This window comes from Pseudomonas sp. TAE6080, assembly GCF_018732265.1.
In the GTDB taxonomy this organism is placed as follows: Bacteria; Pseudomonadota; Gammaproteobacteria; order Pseudomonadales; family Pseudomonadaceae; genus Aquipseudomonas; species Aquipseudomonas brenneri.
On record NZ_JAHIDY010000024.1, the window covers coordinates 1 to 16,011 of the forward strand.

Consider the following 16,011-nt stretch of genomic DNA (forward strand, 5'->3'; position numbering starts at 1 on the left):
GTTGGTTGTCGGCTACCAACATCTGTTGACTGCGATCTAGCACATCGCGAGTGAGTCCGCGTTTGGGCAGAGCCTTCATGAACGCCGCTTCCAGCTTCTTGGGGTCGCTCATGTCTTTGAACTTGTTGGCTTCGCCCCAGGCTTTCAGGATGTACGGGCGTAGCAGTGGGTTGGCCTCCGTCAGCGTGTTGAGGTCTTCGGTATCGCCGTATCCTTTGCCACGAATCTGCTGTTGCTGGATGTTGGAACGCTTCGCCTCTTCAGGCGTTAGGCCAGCGATACGATATGCCTGCTGTTGGACTTCGTACTGCTTCAGTACCTGATCTGCGTTCTTGCCCCGCTGCATTTCTGAGATGGCGTATGTACGGAACATTTTGGCGTCATCGAGAGAGACAACCGCTCCATTATCCATGGAGATTTTCTCGTAACCTTTACGCAGTTTGTCGACGTTCTGCTGATTCCCTTTCCCCATCTGAGAGAACAGATTGTTGTACTGCTCCGCTTCGCTGGTGGCATCTTGGCGGGCTTGTACGCGCTCCCCGATCAAACCGACAGCCCGAGTCAGGCCAGCGATAGCTGCACCGATACCTCCAAGGGCGAGTAGGCCACCCATACCGCCAAGGCCAAGCCCCCCTGAGTTGCTTGGGGAGGTTTTGTTAGCCTGCCAATGTTGCTGGCGTTGCTGTGCCCACTGGAATCTCTGATCTTTCTGGGCTTGGGTCGCTGCTTTGGCCGCTGCCGCTTGTTTCATGCTTGCCATCTGAGCGTTGTGCTTGATGTTAGCTCTATGGGCTTGGCCTGCTGCCCGATTGATCTGCTCTTGAATACGTTGGGTCTTACTCATTGCCATCAAATGATTGGCATCAGCTTTAAGTGTGGTTGCACGAGTTTTGGCAACAATTGCTTCTAGGCGGGCGGTTTTGATCAGGGATGCTTTCAGGGCGTCCTGTGAGGCGAGCTGTTGCTTTGTGGTGCCGTAGGTCTTCAACTGCTGTGCATGGGCTTTGGCGGCAACTACAGCACCTTGCTGCTGGCTCCGTACAAGGTTGGATACAAGACGTTGTTGTTCTTTCGTGCCGGTGTAACTCAATTTCTGCTGAGATAGTTCAGCCGCGAACGTCAACCGTCTCTGGTTTGCTAATGCAACCTCACTGCGTAGTTCTCGATTTAAGGCGTTGTTGAGTTTGCCTTTGGCTCTGTCGAGAGCAGTTGTGTCAACCTTCAACTTCAAAGTTTTGTTCATCGCGGCAGCAAGTTTGTTGTATTCTTCGCCAAACTTTGCCATGGTTTGTGCGCTGCGATTCATCAAGGTTTGGAAGCGTTGTAGTGGGGCGCTATTAACTTCAAATACTAGCCTGCCCGTCAGTCGGGCGATTTCCTCTCGGATACTCATTGTGGATTACCTTGCTGCTAGCATTCGAGATGCTGCCTGATGTGCTGTAGGGCTCACTACACTACCGCCCAATGTACGAATACCTTTCTGCGATTGGTATTGGAGCATCAAAGCTGCGAGCGTCGTGGTTAGTTTCGTCTTGTTGCCACCCAAGTACAGTTGGTGTGCCCCTTCAAGGTACTTGAGCGCCAACGCTTCCTTGTAGAAGTCATCAATGAGGCGGCGCACTGCCATTGTGGAAGAGATAGCAACGCACAAGCCATGTGATGTGGCAAACCAAAAGATATGGTACTTAGGGCGGATGCCCATTCGTTGCTTTAGAAAGCGTGGAAGGAAGCGAGTGAACTTCAATACATTAACGCCGGGGCCAGCAATATAGACGCTAAACTGTTTTCCAGTTTCAAAGAGAGCAGCCAAGTGGCGTGGTGCTTGTCTTCTGAATGTTGCCATTAATGGGCTCCTTGTGTGTACGCTTCAGTTTTGATTTTGAGAGCTGAATAAAAATCAACTGCTAGGTTGAGCGTATACTCATCAAATTCCTTCATGAGTTCAAAGGCTCCGAGTTCACCGACAAGTCTCTCGTTTGGGGTGTTAGAGCAGAGGGCAAAAATGAAAGCTAGTAATTGGGATTGTTGTTGCTTGAGATGAATTTCTTGCACGGTTGTGGCTCCTTAGAAAGTAGGTGGTGTGTACTGGGTTATGGGAAGTTGTTGGGGGCATGGCGCCCCCAAGGGGCTGTTACTTGATGGCTCTCTTGGTTACTGGTTTAGCTGGAGTTTTTTCAATGATGCGAGTCATACGCTCAGTTTTAGCCGCTTCAATGCGCGTTTGACGTTCTTGTTCGATCTCAGCGTCCACGGTGGCGGTAACTTCTGCAAGGATGCGAGCTTCTTCCGCTTCGGCTGCTGCGTTATCTGCGGCTGTACAATTGGCTTTGTAGTCGGATTCTAGTTTCTCAATAATGACCTTGAGTTCATCTGCTTGTTGCTCGGCGGGTTTCGTCATATGAAAGATGAAGCCTGCACCGTTCGGATAAAGCATAGGCTCATGATCTACGTTCTTTCTCCAGCCTAAAAGCACCATATCTTGGAAGCGATCTAGTGCCGACCCAAGAGCTCCAGCTACGAAGCTAATAGTTGCAAAGCTATCTTGTCCTAGAGTGGATTCCATTGCAGAACCAACCTTGTAAGCGTATTCAGCATTGCTCTTCAGATTATTTAAGTGGTCTTGATTAAAGCTTGTCATTTTTGTATCTCCTATTGGTTTGTGTGGGTTGTTGGTTTGGAAAGAAGAATGTGACCCGTAATTCCAGAGGCAAGCATTGCGCTTGCGATGCACAGGGCGAATGTTGCATAGGCTGGAATCATCAGCATTTTGCATAGCCTCCACCTAAGATCGTATTTGCAACATCATCACCAAAACGACTACGTGCCCAGTCTGATAAACGCTGACGGTAAACCATTCGGTTGATAGCGCCGGCTTTTGTATCTTCTTCAAGCTGAGTGCGCTCTCTGTACTCTGCCGACTGTTGTTCGCTGCTCTTACCAATGACGATGGGGGTGGGGGTTTGGAAGTTGATATTGATTGTGAGGTTTTCTATATGAATCATGGGAAGTTTCCTTTTAGTAGTGTTGTGGTGGTTGTGGTGCTGGGTTGTCTTGCTGGCGGGCTCTCAGCCTCGATGCTGCTTTACGGCATGCCTCGCTGCAATATTTCGAAGTGCACCGGTACGCTGCATATCGCATGAGGCAGTAGCCACAGGTTTCAAATTTCATTGGCATTGACTGCAATCTCCTTTTTCTTTTTTCGGTTGGCTTTGACTCGGCAGGTGCCAGAGCAATACTGGGCAGTACAGCGTGTAGTTACGAATAGAGTTCCGCATTCCACACAAGGTTTTCTTATTTTCATTCGAGGGGGCACCTCCTTTTTAATGGTGATTTAAGTTGATTTGTTTTGTTTGTTGCTACGCTAACGTTGTACAGATGAAAAAATGGGCAGATTCTAGGTCTGCCCAATTCTTTCTCGTCTTCCCACGATTTTCATAACAATAAGTTGCCTATTGCGGCCCAACCCAGAACTAGATTGGTCGCTACCTGTAGGCAGGCAGTAGGGGATTAGTTGCTAGTTTTTGCCACTTCACTAGCGGGAAGACGAAGACTCTACTGTGGGGAGAGTTGGCGTGCGTTGAGGAAACGCAATGGAAATCTTTGAAGGGGGCCGGGAAAGGATAACCGGCGAAGATCGGGAGCGAAGTCCCAACTTATAGAATTAGAAGAGCAAAGAAGTTTACCTGTGCTCCTATGTTAATTATAAGGTCAGACCTTGTTTTTGTCAATACCCAAGACTGTCAAATAGTCAACTAATTTAAATTAATTTATATCTGAGTCTCAATAGGGTTGGGCTATGGAAGTTGTACTGGTTGAGAAGTAGGTACGAGCGTTTACTACCTGCTTAGCCAAGGGAGGGAAGTTTAGAGATTGCTGCGAGCTTCTGTACCGTACTCGCACCTTTTGAATATACGTCGTGAGTCACTGAGCCCGTTTCATGTCCAACCAGTTCTTTTGCCAAGGCGTCTGGCACGTCCGCTCTGATCAGCTCAGTAACTACGGTGTGACGGAAGCTGTGGAAGACGTGGAGCTTGGTAAAACCCGCTGCTGTACGCAACCTGCCAAACGCTTTGGATATCGCGTGTGAGCGTTTGCCGTAGTGGTCGTGTGAGTTGGTGGGGATGAGGAAGGTATCAGTGCTGTCTTCGCTCAGGCGATCAATGGTGAGCAACAAGCTTGGATGGATCGGCACTACGCGTTTGCTCGCCTTGCTCTTGCTCTTCGGGAAGTCGAAGCACTTGATGCCGTCAACAATGACCACGTTGTCTTTGCTGAGTCGGCAAAGTTCTTCAATTCTAGCCCCTGTGTACCAGCCCAATGCGATGAGGTCAGCAAGCGGTCTATCTCTGTTATCCAATGCGGCTTGATGCAGCTTGAGGGTATCAGCACGCGTATAGATTTCTCTGTCCTTGCCCGCTGTCTCAGAGCCTCCGCCCTGAGGCAGTTCGTGGCCTACGAACGGGTTTACCTTGTCTTTGAATTCTTCACGCCAAGCAGCGTCGTACTTTATCGCCCACTTCCAGAACGCAGTGCCAGCCATGAGATACTGGCCCAACGTTGCTGGCGCACGATTCAATGATTTCAGCCATTCGTCTACCGTATCGAAGTTGATAGGCAGTCCCTCTTTCTTGAGGAAGGCTGAGAGCCGTTCCATCTTCACCACTTGCTGATCGACGTGCTTTGGAGCTCCGCCGCGACTTTCCCTGAACTCTCGATATGTCTTCAGTCGGGCAGTGGTAATTAGTGAGGCTGGCTTGTAGCTGGAAGGGTTGCCGGTCAAGGCGTCAAGTTCTGTACGTTGTGCGGCATTCAATTGGTAGTTCTTTGCGAACTGGGCAGGAACCAACCGTTTGAACAGGTGAGCCAGCCTTTCCTCGAACTGAATTTGGCCCGCCAGACCATTTTTCATTTTGTCGGTAACCAGTTTGGTGGCGAACGCGACCATGTTGGGGTCAGCCTCCATTTTCGCCAACATCTTAGGGTCGTGCGGTGGAAGGTCCGGCACTGTCTCCCCAATCAGTTTACGTTTCTGTTCAAGTGCAATCTGGTCGAACTGCTCCAGCTTGGAAATGACACCTTCTTGCCAGTCTTCAGGAAGTGCTCGTTTCTCGCGTGCTGCTGCAATCGCTGCTTTCCAGTCGGCCAGAACGCTCAGGCGTCGAGTCATGGCCTCAGACCGTAACCCAGTCTTCAATGATTGAATCAGAACGGATTTCCCGCCCATGGCTTTTCGCACATCAACAGGCACTGCCAGTCGCACATACCAAGTGGACTCGCCTTTCTTCTGAATCAGGTTATCTGCCATTGGAGTGCCGTGCGTGGGGGGGGAGTGGTACAGCGGATTGTACTACTCAATTGTACTACTATGCACGCTGAAAGCCCCGGAATACGGGCCTTATTGGTCGAAAGTGGTGTTAAATTAGAATCTCTCCTTCACCGCCACATTCTACAAACACAAACCCCCGGTTTTCCTAGAGAAAGCCGGGGGTTTGTGGTTTTTGTGTCTGCGAAAATACCTCAACCGCGCCAGCCTGTGTGTCTACGCTCGGTCCATGGCGGGCGTTTAGAGTACAGAACATAAATCTGTCCTCTTTTCAGAGCAGTATTGATCGCCGCTTATATAAATCTTGAATCCCGGTACGCAGCCTTTTAGAGGCTGCTCTGTTCTAAACCTCATCAGCTTTTTGAAATCACACGACTCATGTATTGATTCAAATCGCGTAGATCCTGAATGCTCCAAGAATGTGGCGACAACTTCACACCATTCTCTCGTAGGGTTCTTGGAATCAAGTCTCCATTTGGACGAAGTATTATCGATGAGACAATAACGCCCGGATAATCATTCAGCCGTTTCTTGAAGGCGGTTGTTGTAAGGTTTGGCGTAGGGGGATTGCTTTTATTCGCCAATGGCCCGGTTCCTTTGATATCTGTTCCGTGGCACATGGCGCATCTTTGCAAATAGAGGTTTTTCCCATTGGCATTATCCGCAACGGACAGTGAAGGTTGAATGAGCGATAGCAATCCCAGCGAAGCGATGAACAGGATTTTCATTTTTATAGGGTCTTGTTGTTTGAATCGGGTCTGAGTCGAGGATTTTTTACAACACAACCCCATGATTCGGCTAGATAAAATCGGTGATTTTTGATTTTTCGGCGCCTGTAAGCACGTGATATGGGAATACGCAGCGAATCTGTTCCGTTATATTCCAACGCTCACTCAGTTGGCCCAATCAAGGAAGATCCATTGAAAGCATCCCTCGGCGCTCTGCTTCTGATCTGTGCAGCCACTCCCGCACTTGCCAACAATAACGCCATCGGCTTCCAGACCTCCACCCTGGCGGACCCACGCAACGACCGCCCATTGGAGATGGTCGTCTGGTACCCCAGCGCCACCACCGCCACGCCTGAACTGATCGCCGATAACACCGTATTCATCGGTGCCCCAGCCGTGCGCAATGCGCCGCCGTCTATCGGCAAGCATCCATTGGTGGTGCTTTCCCATGGCTTCGGCGGTAATTGGGGCAACCAGGTGTGGCTGGCCAGTGCCCTGGCGCATCAGGGGTTTATCGTGGCGGCGGTCAATCATCCTGGTACGACCAGCAAGGACCGTCGGCCGGAGGCGGCCGCGCAGTTGTGGCAGCGGCCGGTCGATATCCGTCGGGCGATTGATGGGGTGATCGCGCAGCCCAAACAGTTTGGGGCAGTCGCTGATCATCGAATTGCGGTAGTGGGTCATTCACTCGGCGGTTGGACGGCGCTGGAAGTCGCCGGCGCACGTTTCGACCCAGAGCGTTACGCCCAGGACTGCAAGGTTCACTCGCAGTTGGCCCCTTGCGCGGTCTACCAGCAGATGAACCCCGCCAGTACTCTGGCTGCGCAGGCGCAGTTGGCGGCGGACTTGAGTGATCAGCGCGTCAGCGCCATTGTGTCACTGGACCTGGGCTTGTCCCGTGGGTTTACCGATGCCAGCCTCGCGGCGTTGCCGGTGCCGACGCTGGTGATTGCTGCGGGCGTGCCCTCAACGGAGCTTCCCGCCGAGTTGGAATCGGCTGACTTGGCCAAGCGCCTGCCCCCGGCATCGACGCGTTATGTCGAGATCAGCGACGCGACTCACTTCAGCTTCATGGCGATCTGCAAGGCAGGCGGCGAGGCGCTGATCGAAGAGAGCTCGCCAGGCGACGGCATGATCTGCCGGGATGGTGACGGCGCGCGACCGCGTGAGGTGATCCAGCAGCAGGTCGCCTCATTGATTGTTGAGTTTTTGGCGAGCCCGCTTCCATTGCCTGAAAAGCCATAGATAAACCGTCAGGTTGATCAACAACACTAGCGTCCCCAGAACCAGTTGGATCTGTGGGGTGAGCCCGTTGGGGTAAATCAATGCCAGTACATAGTGCTCGATAAACCCCCCGCCATACCCTTCCTGCCCGGCCAGCTGGCGCAGCAGGTTTTCCCAGCGGGTCAGGGGGCAGGGCAGGTGGAAGAATTCGACCGCCATGCCCCAGGCTGCGGCGGGCAGGTGCAGCCAGATGACCCGGCGCCAGCGCAGGGCGAGCAGGCCACCGAACAGTACAAACAGGATAAAACACAGGTGAAACAGCACCAGGCTGTCGGCAGCAATGCGCAAAAGCATGTCGGGGTCGCTTGAACGGATGGGAGGCCAGTCTAAGGGATAATCAGTTGCTTGCAGGCCGACAGGGCCGTTATTGTGCTGAATCCTTTTAGTCCTTTGCCACGGATCTTTTGTGATGAGCGCATCGCGTACTGCTGTCGGCCCGATCAAGGCCGTGATTTTTGATATGGACGGGTTGTTGCTGGACACCGAAGGCATCTACACCGAAGTCACGCAGATCATCGCCGAGCGCTATGGCCGCACTTACGACTGGGGCATCAAGCAGCACATCATTGGCCGTGGTGCCCAGGACCTGGCCGAGTATGTGGTCAAGGCGCTGGACTTGCCGATCAGCCCTGAAGAGTTCCTGCGTATCCGTGAGCCGTTGATGAGCGAGCGCTTTCCCAAGGCGCTGGGCATGCCGGGTGCCGAGGCGTTGGTGCGGCATTTAAGTGCACACAATATCCCGATAGCCGTGGGCACCAGTTCGTCGCGTAACTCGTTCGAGCACAAGACTACGCTGCACCGTGAGTGGTTCAGCCTGTTCGGCACCATTGTCACCGCCGACGACCCGGAGGTCGGCGCTGCCAAGCCGGCGCCGGACATCTTCCTCACCGCCGCCCGCCGCCTGGGCGTTGCGCCCGAAGATTGCCTGGTGTTTGAAGACTCACCGTTTGGCGTGACGGCTGCCAAGGCTGCGCACATGACCGCTATCGCTGTGCCTGATGAAGCCATGGCCGACAGCAAGTACGCGCATGCCGACCAGATCATCCGCAAACTCGCGGACTTCGACCTGGCCGACTACGGCCTGCCGCCCCTGCGTTGAATTCTGTAGGAACGGCAGAAGGTGTTCAGGCGCTGAAACCGCCATCAATGGTCAAGCTGGCGCCGGTGATGTAGCCGGCTTCCGGCCCCACCAGATAAGCGACAAAGCTGGCCACTTCCTCGACATGGCCATAACGGCCAACCGCCATAAACCCGATCAGGCTCTCGGCAAACTCACTGTTGGCCGGGTTCATATCGGTGTCCACCGGGCCCGGTTGCACGTTGTTGATGGTGATGCCCCGTGGCCCCAGGTCGCGCGCCAGGCCTTTGGTCAAACCCACCAGTGCCGCCTTGCTCATGGCATAGGGGCCGCCGCCGGCGAATGGCATGCGTTCAGCGTTGGTGCTGCCGATATTGATGATGCGTCCGCCTTCGCCCATATGCCGGGCGGCTTCCTGAGTGGCGATAAATACGCTGCGTACGTTGATGGCCAGGGTCTGGTCAAAATCTTCCAGGGTGAAATCTTCCAGCGGGCCGACGGCCAGCACGCCTGCATTGTTCACCAGGATATCCAGGCGCCCGAACGCCTCGACGGTGGCGTTCACCGCATTGCGGATGGCGTTCGCATCGGCGCTGTCGGCGTGAATTGCCAAGGCTTGGCCGCCAGCGCTGATAACGCTGTTCTGCAGGGCCTCGGCCTTGGCGGCGGAGCTGACGTAAGTGAAGGCAACGGCTGCACCTTGTGCCGCCAGGCGCTGGACGATGGCGGCACCGATGCCGCGGGAACCGCCCTGGATCAAGGCAACTTTGCCGCTGAGGTTTTGCGTGGTCATGTCGATCTCCAGATCATTCAAGGCGGGGCTGCCTTGTTGTTGGAGGCGAGTATCGACCTCGTTGACCGGTCTCGGTAGACCGTGATTGCTATAGTCTGTGTAAACCAAAAGTTTAGAGTGTGGCGAGATGGAGAGCTTTGGCAGTATCGAATGCTTTGTGCGCAGTGCCGAAGGTGGCAGCTTTGCCGAAGCGGCCCGGCACCTGAGCCTGACCCCGGCGGCCGTCGGCAAAAGCGTCGCCAAATTGGAGGCGCGCCTGGGCGTGCGACTGTTTCAGCGCAGTACGCGGCGCCTGACGTTGACCGAAGCCGGCCAGTTGTTCCTGGAGCAAGTCGGCGCCAGCCTCACGACCATCCAGAATGCCGTGGCGAACCTGGCCAGTGCCGAAGGCCGACCGGTGGGCACGCTCAAGGTGAGCATGGGCACCGTGTTTGGCAATCGCTACGTGGTGCCCTTGCTGGCGGAGTTTTTGCGGCGATTTCCTGATATCAGCCCCGATTGGCACTTTGATAACCGTCAGGTCGACCTGGTCGGCCAAGGCTTCGATGCGGCCATTGGCGGCGGGTTCGAACTGCCCCAGGGGGTGGTTGCGCGCAAATTGACCCCGGCCCACCGGATTTTGGTGGCCTCCGCCGACTACCTGGCGCAACGCCTGCCTGTGCGGGTCCCCGAAGACCTGGCGCTGTGCAATGGCATCCTGATTCGTTCGCCGCAAACCGGGCGCGTACGCACCTGGCAACTGACCAACCGCGCCCGCGAGCAACGGCCGTTGATGCTCAAGCCGCGCATGACCATGGGCGATTCTGAAGCGGCATGTTGCGCTTGTAGCCAAGGCTTGGGCATTGCGCTGGTGAGCATGCCGATGGCCGTGCCGTTCCTGCAAAGCAAACAGCTGCAACGGGTGCTGCCCGACTGGTACGTCGATGACGGCAACATTTCCCTGTATTACGCCGAGCATAAGTTGCTGCCGGGCAAGACTCGGGTATTTGTCGACTTCATCATCGAGCAGTTTGCCCAGCAACAGCTGGCGCAGCGGTTCAGCGCGGTGTAGAGACGGAACTTGTGAGCGGTATCTGTTCTAAGCTGATACGAGCCAATGGGGCTTGCGACTCTCGAGATCAATCATGTCCAAATCACGCGTGTTGATTGTGTTCACCAGCCTGGCGTTGATTGCAGGTTCCCCGGCGCTGCTGGCCGATCCCGGTAACGGCAATGGCAATGGCAAGGACAAAGGCAGTGCCCATGGCAATAAAGGCGGGCAGGGCGGCTCGGGCAATCAGGGCCAGGGCGGCGGCAAGAAAGGCGGGGGTGGCGGCAATTACAGCGCGCCGCAGATTGATATCGGTGGCGTGCGGGTGATCCTTGGTGATAACCGCGACTACTGGCGCGGCGGTTCGTCCCTGCCGCCGGGTATCCAGAAAAACCTCGCCCGGGGCAAACCCCTGCCACCGGGGATTGCCAAAAAACTTGATGGCCGCCTGTTGGGACGCCTGCCCCATTACGACGGTTACGAATGGCAGCAGGCGGGCACCGACCTGATCCTGGTGACGATCGCCACCGGGATCATTTATGAAGTGCTCAACGATGTGCTGAACTGATCGAAACCGCTCACTCAGCGTCCGAACTTCCCCGGCCAACCGATGACTTTCTTTGGCCGGGGTGTCGCATAGGTCCGCACCTTCGAGGTCGACAAGCCCAGCCTGACCAGTGATTCGGCCAGGGTCACGGCGGCGGTCACACCATCCACCACCGGCACGCCGGTGCGCTGGCGGATCTGTTCATCCAGCCCGGCCATGCCGCCGCAACCCAGGCAGATCACTTCGGCCTTGTCTTCGCTGATGGCCAGTTCGGCCTGGCGCACAATCGCTTCCATGGCCCGCAACGGGTGCTCTTCCAACTCCAGCACCGCCATGCCACTGGCCCGTACCGAGGCGCAGCGCTCATACAGCCCGGAGAGCTTGAGCCGGTCTTCGATCAGCGGCACCGTGCGGTCCAGAGTCGTGACCACTGAGTAAGCATGGCCAAGGAACATCGCGGTGCTGGCCGCAGCGTCGGTGATGTCCACCACCGGCACGTTCAGCAACTCCTGCAAACCTTCACGGCCATGCTCGCCATAACCGGCCTGGATCACGGCATCGAATGGCTGGTCGTAGGCCATTACCCGGTCCATCACCGCAATGGCCGCCAGGTAGCTTTCGAAATTGCCTTCTACCGATTCGGCGCCGAAAAACGGGGTCAACCCGACAATTTCGGTGCCCACTGCCGCCACGCTGCGGGCCTGCTGGGCGATGGCCTGGGTGATGGATTCGGTGGTGTTGACGTTGACAACAAGAATGCGCATGGAATGTCCTTGATCAATGGCTGACATTGTCGACAGCGATGGCTTCGCCGCTGATGTCGGCATAAAACGGCTGGCGCTTGGCGATCAGCAGGTACAGCACCCCGGCAATGCCGGCCCCAAACAGCCAGGAGAATGGCGAGACGCTGGCAAACCCCGGCAGCAGCGCCAACACAATGGCAATCACCGCCGCCGGGACAAACGCTGCCACCGCTCGCAGGTTGACCCCGCGGCTGTAGTAATAAGCGCCGTTGGGGTCTTCGCTATACAGTTGCGGCACGTCGATCTGGCCCTTACGGATCAGCCAGTAGTCCACCATGATCACGCCATACAGCGGGCCCAGCAGCGCGCCCAGGCCGGAGAGGAAGTACACGATCACCAGTGGGCTGTTGTAGAGGTTCCACGGCAGGATCAGTACCGCGAGGAAGGCGCTGATCAGCCCGGCGCGGCGGAAGTTCAGGTACTTGGGCGCCAGGTTGCTCAGCACAAAGGCCGGGGCAACGAAGTTGGCCATGATGTTCACCGCCACAGTGACGATCAGGAACGCTAGGCAACCGAGCACCAGGAAGAAGGTATTGGGGATGGCCGCGATGATCTGGGTAGGGCTTTCGATTACCTGGCCATTGAGTTGGAACTGCCCGCCACACAACAGCACGGTGATGATCGCGAACACCAGGATGTTCACCGGCAGGCCCCAGAAGTTACCGACCTTGATGGTCTTGCGGCACGGCGAGGAGCGGGCGAAGTCGCAGAAGTTGAGGATCAGCGTGCCGTAGATCGCCAGCCACAAGGCGCCGCCGGCAAAGATATTGCGCCACATTTCGCCGCCGCTCAGAGGTTCGCGGATCGACCAGGCGATATTGCCGCTGGCCTGGAAGTACATCCAACCGGCCAGCGCCGCAACGGTCAGCAGAATCACCGGACCGGCAAAACCTTCGTAGCGGCGGACCATTTCCATGCCGTAGGCCAGGATCACCAGTTGCACGAACCAGATGATCACAAAGCACGCCCAGCCCAAGGTTGAGAGGCCGAGGATCGCGTTGTGGTCGTAATCGGCAAATCCTGGATGAATCGCCACCAACAGCACACGGAATACCACCGATGCGAGGTAGGTTTGAATCCCGAACCAGGCGATGGCGATCACGGCCCTGATCAGTGCGGGAATTTGCGCACCATGTATGCCGAAACTTATCCGGCTGATTACCGGAAACGGCACGCCGGTTTTCTGGCCCATGTAACCCGACAAGTTCATGAAGAAATACACCAGCGCCGCGCCGATCCCCAGGGACAACAGAATCTGCCAGCCGCCCAGGCCCAGGGCGTACAAGCCGATGGCAAAGGAATAGTTGGCGATGTTGTGCACATCGTTGGTCCATAGGGCAAAGATGCTGTAGCCGCCCCAGCGCCGGCCTTCGACCTTGGTGGGTGCCAGGTCCTTGTTATGCAGGCGTGGGCTCAGTACCAGCGGGCCAGGCGTGGTGGCCGTGGGTATCGACGTGGAGGAGGGCAGATCCAGTGCGAGGTTGTTGGAGAGACTTGTACGCATTCCGGCAGGCTCCTGGCATCTGCAGCAGGCGCGGACGCCTGGCATGCGGACACAAAGTGTATGAGGGTTGTTGTTGAAGTTGTATACAAAGACTTCAACTCCCTTAGCCACTTGTGTGCCAGGTTTTTATCTATCAAAAGTTTGGTTTATTTCGTTTTTGCATACTCGATTAATAAATGGCTGAATTTAAACAGTTATAAGTTGACCATTTGAACAGGTATTTATTTTTATGCAGGAATGTAGGAGTAGGTTATGTAGGAAGTTGGCTGAGAAGGGGTGTAACTTTTCGGTGCGTAATTATTAAAGTGCACACAAAAATGGCACTGTTGGTTACGTTTATGTGTACACAATGATGGTGCGCCGCAAGCAAATGTGGGAGCGGGCTTGCTCGCGAAAGCGGTGTATCAGTTAGCGAAATAGAGACTGATACACCGCTTTCGCGAGCAAGCCCGCTCCCACACAAGCCCACCCGACATTTGTCATGTGTCGCCAGATCAGGCCTTGCTGATGATGTTCCCCGCATGCAGCCCGCATTCCTTCTGCGTTGCCTCTTCCCACCACCAGCGGCCTTCGCGCTCATGCTGGTTCGGCAGCACCGGGCGGGTGCACGGCTCGCAGCCGATGCTGATAAAGCCGCGCTCGTGCAGGCTGTTGTAGGGCAGCTCCAGCATGCGGATATAGCCCCAGACCTCTTCGCTGGTCATTTGCGCCAGCGGGTTGAACTTGTAGAGGGTGCGTTCCGGCGTGGAGAACGCCGTGTCGATTTCCAGGGCTGCCACCTGGCTGCGGGTGCCGGGGCTCTGGTCGCGGCGCTGGCCGGTGGCCCAGGCGCTGACGCCCGAGAGTTTGCGGCGCAGCGGCTCGATCTTGCGCACGCCGCAGCATTCGCCATGGCCGTCCTTGTAGAAGCTGAACAAGCCCTTTTCCTTGACGAAGGGTTCCAGCTTGCTCTGGTCCGGTGAAATCAACTCGATATCAATCTTGTAGAAGTCACGCACCTGTTCGATAAACCGGTAGGTCTCAGGGTGCAGGCGTCCAGTGTCGAGGCTGAAGACCTTGACGTTTTTGTTCAGCTTCCAGGCCATATCCACCAGCACCACGTCCTCGGCACCGCTGAAGGAGATCCACAGGTCATCGCCGAACTGGCTGAACGCCAGCTTGAGGATGTCCTGGGCGGACTTGTTGGCATAGGTCGCGGCGAGTTCAGCGACGTCGAAGGCTTGGTTCATCAGGACGGTTCCTACAGGTCAGTGGCGCTGAGCGCTCTATAGGAGTGGGATGTTAACAAAATCCGCTCTGCGTTGCGGCGGCCAGCGCGAATCGCTAGAGTTTGGCAGTCCTTTTGCTCGCTCAACTGAAAAAAAATCCAAATGGGAGTGTCTTGTGGAAATTGCCTGTCTCGACCTGGAAGGGGTGCTGGTTCCGGAAATCTGGATCGCCTTCGCTGAAAAAACCGGTATTGAATCCTTGCGGGCGACCACCCGGGACATTCCCGACTACGACGTACTGATGAAGCAGCGCCTGCGGATTCTCGACGAACACGGCTTGAAGCTGTCGGATATCCAGGAAGTGATTGCCACCCTCAAGCCGCTGGAGGGGGCCATCGAGTTCGTCGATTGGCTGCGCGAGCGCTTCCAGGTGGTGATCCTGTCGGACACCTTCTATGAGTTTTCCCAGCCGTTGATGCGTCAACTGGGCTTTCCGACCCTGCTTTGCCACCGTTTGATCACCGATGAAAATGATCGGGTGGTGAGCTATCAATTGCGTCAGAAAGATCCCAAGCGCCAGTCGGTGCTGGCCTTCAAGACCTTGTACTACCGCGTGATCGCGGCCGGGGACTCCTATAACGACACCACCATGCTCGGGGAAGCGGATCGTGGGATTCTGTTCCATGCGCCGGAAAACGTGATTCGCGAGTTCCCGCAGTTCCCGGCGGTGCATACCTTTGAGGACTTGAAGCGGGAGTTCATCAAGGCTTCGAATCGTTCGTTGAGTCTGTAGGTGATTTAGCGAAGCTGATTGCCTCATCGCGAGCAAGCCCGCGATGAGGCCCTCGAAACCCCTGAAGATCAAGCCCCCTCAAACAACCGCTCATAAGGAATGCGCAAACCTTCATGCAGGCGCTTGATCATGGCCAGGCTCAGCTTGCGCTTGTGGTTCAGCACTTCGGAGACGCGACCGCTGGAGCCGATAAAGGGCTCCAGGTCGCGTGCCGTCAGGCCCATCTGGTCCATGCGAAACTTGATCGCCTCCACCGGATCGGAAGGCAGCATGGGAAAGTGTTCGTCTTCGTATTTTTCGATCAGTAGCGCGAGGATTTCCAGCTCATCACCTGCCGGCGAGCCGATCTCTGCCCCCCATAGCTGATCCACCCGCGCCAGCGCAGCGGCCAGGTCTTCTGGGGTACGAATAGGTTTGATGTTCATCACACAGTCTCCGCGTTGATCTGGTCGTACTGGGCATGGGTGCCAACAAACCGTATGAAACCCAACTGCCGCAAATAGTCGATCGCCACAACCACCCGATACTTATTGCCACCAATATTGAACACGACCCTTCCTCCTTTGAGCATGCTTGCGGTTCGAAGCACCCTCTTCAGGTCCTGTGGCGTGTGATAAGTGGATTTCTCTAGATGGCGATACCATTCAACCAGTGGTGTTTTTGAGTCGGTATAAGCCGGGCTGCTTTCCCAGAGCTCCCTTCAGGCGGCTCTTGCGATTATTCGCATCTATCGAACCTCCCAATTTGGGAGATATTAGGCGTCGCTTCCGGGGTTTTCAAGTCCTGGCAGGGCGCGCGATGTGTAGGAAATGGGCTTTGTTTCAACGCAGCAGGCGACAAAACGACAAAGGCAACAAGCAGTCGATCCATGTGATCCCTCACAGACGGCCAAGTAATATCGAAGCGAGACGCTATCCCTG

The 16,011-nt window shown here is 55.6% G+C and carries 18 protein-coding genes and 1 pseudogene; 5 read left to right on the forward strand and 14 right to left on the reverse strand.

Going from position 1 to position 16,011, the window contains the following annotated elements:
• From KL786_RS18055 to KL786_RS18085, 7 genes are all read right to left on the reverse strand, one after another.
• The coding region (locus KL786_RS18055; RefSeq protein ID WP_215518473.1) for a hypothetical protein at window positions 1-1,393 on the reverse strand (1,393 nt) is incomplete at its 3' end.
• A 6-nt stretch (window positions 1,394-1,399) separates the two neighbouring features.
• On the reverse strand, window positions 1,400-1,843 hold the full coding sequence (locus KL786_RS18060; RefSeq protein ID WP_215518474.1) for a hypothetical protein: 444 nt from the start codon (window positions 1,841-1,843) through the stop codon (window positions 1,400-1,402).
• Entirely contained in the window at window positions 1,843-2,052 is a 210-nt protein-coding gene (locus tag KL786_RS18065; protein WP_215518475.1) for a hypothetical protein, read from the reverse strand. Before KL786_RS18065 ends, KL786_RS18060 begins: the two co-directional genes overlap by 1 nt.
• Before the next feature lie 79 nt (window positions 2,053-2,131).
• Window positions 2,132-2,773 (reverse strand): hypothetical protein, encoded by a 642-nt coding sequence (locus tag KL786_RS18070; RefSeq protein ID WP_215518476.1) that lies wholly within the window; start codon window positions 2,771-2,773, stop codon window positions 2,132-2,134.
• Window positions 2,760-3,002, reverse strand: coding sequence for a hypothetical protein (locus tag KL786_RS18075; protein WP_215518477.1), 243 nt, complete (start codon window positions 3,000-3,002; stop codon window positions 2,760-2,762). The genes KL786_RS18070 and KL786_RS18075 overlap by 14 nt, the downstream gene beginning before the upstream one ends.
• A gap of 842 nt (window positions 3,003-3,844) precedes the next feature.
• Window positions 3,845-5,305 carry a site-specific integrase gene (locus tag KL786_RS18080; RefSeq protein ID WP_215518478.1) on the reverse strand — a complete coding sequence of 487 codons (1,461 nt, stop codon included), beginning with the start codon at window positions 5,303-5,305 and terminating at the stop codon, window positions 3,845-3,847.
• Between the two features lie 371 nt (window positions 5,306-5,676).
• On the reverse strand, window positions 5,677-6,051 hold the full coding sequence (locus KL786_RS18085; RefSeq protein ID WP_215518479.1) for a c-type cytochrome: 375 nt from the start codon (window positions 6,049-6,051) through the stop codon (window positions 5,677-5,679).
• A gap of 192 nt (window positions 6,052-6,243) precedes the next feature.
• On the opposite strand from KL786_RS18085, the gene KL786_RS18090 reads away from it, so the two are divergent.
• Entirely contained in the window at window positions 6,244-7,296 is a 1,053-nt protein-coding gene (locus KL786_RS18090; RefSeq protein WP_215518480.1) for an alpha/beta hydrolase family protein, read from the forward strand.
• On the opposite strand, the gene KL786_RS18095 is transcribed toward KL786_RS18090, so the two are convergent.
• Window positions 7,243-7,629 (reverse strand): DUF2784 domain-containing protein, encoded by a 387-nt coding sequence (locus KL786_RS18095; protein ID WP_215518481.1) that lies wholly within the window; start codon window positions 7,627-7,629, stop codon window positions 7,243-7,245. The two genes, KL786_RS18090 and KL786_RS18095, sit on opposite strands and share 54 nt — an antisense overlap.
• 115 nt (window positions 7,630-7,744) lie before the next feature.
• Here KL786_RS18095 and KL786_RS18100 point away from each other — a divergent pair, with 115 nt between their 5' ends.
• A complete protein-coding gene (locus KL786_RS18100; RefSeq protein ID WP_215518482.1) occupies window positions 7,745-8,434 on the forward strand; it encodes an HAD-IA family hydrolase in 690 nt (229 codons plus the stop codon).
• Between the two features lie 25 nt (window positions 8,435-8,459).
• On the opposite strand, the gene KL786_RS18105 is transcribed toward KL786_RS18100, so the two are convergent.
• Window positions 8,460-9,206, reverse strand: a complete 747-nt coding sequence (locus tag KL786_RS18105; protein WP_215518483.1) for a 3-oxoacyl-ACP reductase family protein — start codon at window positions 9,204-9,206, stop codon at window positions 8,460-8,462.
• Between the two features lie 127 nt (window positions 9,207-9,333).
• Between KL786_RS18105 and KL786_RS18110 the strand changes: the two genes are divergently transcribed.
• Together KL786_RS18110 and KL786_RS18115 are read left to right on the forward strand one after the other, a co-directional pair.
• On the forward strand, window positions 9,334-10,257 hold the full coding sequence (locus KL786_RS18110) for a LysR family transcriptional regulator (protein ID WP_215518484.1): 924 nt from the start codon (window positions 9,334-9,336) through the stop codon (window positions 10,255-10,257).
• Between the two features lie 73 nt (window positions 10,258-10,330).
• Entirely contained in the window at window positions 10,331-10,804 is a 474-nt protein-coding gene (locus KL786_RS18115) for an anti-virulence regulator CigR family protein (protein WP_032863409.1), read from the forward strand.
• Window positions 10,805-10,818: 14 nt separating this feature from the next.
• Here KL786_RS18115 and KL786_RS18120 read toward each other — a convergent pair whose 3' ends face one another.
• From KL786_RS18120 to KL786_RS18130, 3 genes are all read right to left on the reverse strand, one after another.
• Window positions 10,819-11,547, reverse strand: coding sequence for an aspartate/glutamate racemase family protein (locus KL786_RS18120; protein ID WP_215518485.1), 729 nt, complete (start codon window positions 11,545-11,547; stop codon window positions 10,819-10,821).
• Window positions 11,548-11,560: 13 nt separating this feature from the next.
• Complete coding sequence (locus KL786_RS18125) at window positions 11,561-13,090, reverse strand: NCS1 family nucleobase:cation symporter-1 (RefSeq protein ID WP_032863407.1); 1,530 nt, start codon at window positions 13,088-13,090, stop codon at window positions 11,561-11,563.
• A gap of 494 nt (window positions 13,091-13,584) precedes the next feature.
• On the reverse strand, window positions 13,585-14,319 hold the full coding sequence (locus KL786_RS18130) for a phosphoadenylyl-sulfate reductase (RefSeq protein WP_016973617.1): 735 nt from the start codon (window positions 14,317-14,319) through the stop codon (window positions 13,585-13,587).
• 154 nt (window positions 14,320-14,473) lie between these two features.
• Here KL786_RS18130 and thrH point away from each other — a divergent pair, with 154 nt between their 5' ends.
• Window positions 14,474-15,091, forward strand: coding sequence for a bifunctional phosphoserine phosphatase/homoserine phosphotransferase ThrH (gene thrH, locus KL786_RS18135; RefSeq protein ID WP_029298307.1), 618 nt, complete (start codon window positions 14,474-14,476; stop codon window positions 15,089-15,091).
• A gap of 68 nt (window positions 15,092-15,159) precedes the next feature.
• Here the strand turns inward: thrH and KL786_RS18140 are convergent, their stop codons facing one another.
• Window positions 15,160-15,516, reverse strand: a complete 357-nt coding sequence (locus KL786_RS18140; RefSeq protein WP_070995160.1) for a helix-turn-helix domain-containing protein — start codon at window positions 15,514-15,516, stop codon at window positions 15,160-15,162.
• Window positions 15,516-15,818: pseudogene (locus tag KL786_RS18145) on the reverse strand (type II toxin-antitoxin system HigB family toxin). The gene KL786_RS18140 and the pseudogene KL786_RS18145 overlap by 1 nt, the downstream one beginning before the upstream one ends.
• Window positions 15,819-16,011 lie beyond the last annotated feature (193 nt).

What these genes read in the sequence shown, in the direction of transcription:
- KL786_RS18060 (WP_215518474.1), bottom strand. Translation starts at nt 1,843, where the DNA reads ATGGCAACATTCAGAAGACAAGCACCACGCCACTTGGCTGCTCTCTTT.
- KL786_RS18070 (WP_215518476.1), bottom strand. Translation starts at nt 2,773, where the DNA reads ATGCAAAATGCTGATGATTCCAGCCTATGCAACATTCGCCCTGTGCAT.
- KL786_RS18075 (WP_215518477.1), bottom strand. Translation starts at nt 3,002, where the DNA reads ATGATTCATATAGAAAACCTCACAATCAATATCAACTTCCAAACCCCC.
- KL786_RS18080 (WP_215518478.1), bottom strand. Translation starts at nt 5,305, where the DNA reads ATGGCAGATAACCTGATTCAGAAGAAAGGCGAGTCCACTTGGTATGTG.
- KL786_RS18085 (WP_215518479.1), bottom strand. Translation starts at nt 6,051, where the DNA reads ATGAAAATCCTGTTCATCGCTTCGCTGGGATTGCTATCGCTCATTCAA.
- KL786_RS18095 (WP_215518481.1), bottom strand. Translation starts at nt 7,629, where the DNA reads ATGCTTTTGCGCATTGCTGCCGACAGCCTGGTGCTGTTTCACCTGTGT.
- KL786_RS18100 (WP_215518482.1), top strand. Translation starts at nt 7,745, where the DNA reads ATGAGCGCATCGCGTACTGCTGTCGGCCCGATCAAGGCCGTGATTTTT.
- KL786_RS18105 (WP_215518483.1), bottom strand. Translation starts at nt 9,206, where the DNA reads ATGACCACGCAAAACCTCAGCGGCAAAGTTGCCTTGATCCAGGGCGGT.
- KL786_RS18110 (WP_215518484.1), top strand. Translation starts at nt 9,334, where the DNA reads ATGGAGAGCTTTGGCAGTATCGAATGCTTTGTGCGCAGTGCCGAAGGT.
- KL786_RS18115 (WP_032863409.1), top strand. Translation starts at nt 10,331, where the DNA reads ATGTCCAAATCACGCGTGTTGATTGTGTTCACCAGCCTGGCGTTGATT.
- KL786_RS18120 (WP_215518485.1), bottom strand. Translation starts at nt 11,547, where the DNA reads ATGCGCATTCTTGTTGTCAACGTCAACACCACCGAATCCATCACCCAG.
- KL786_RS18125 (WP_032863407.1), bottom strand. Translation starts at nt 13,090, where the DNA reads ATGCGTACAAGTCTCTCCAACAACCTCGCACTGGATCTGCCCTCCTCC.
- KL786_RS18130 (WP_016973617.1), bottom strand. Translation starts at nt 14,319, where the DNA reads ATGAACCAAGCCTTCGACGTCGCTGAACTCGCCGCGACCTATGCCAAC.
- KL786_RS18140 (WP_070995160.1), bottom strand. Translation starts at nt 15,516, where the DNA reads ATGAACATCAAACCTATTCGTACCCCAGAAGACCTGGCCGCTGCGCTG.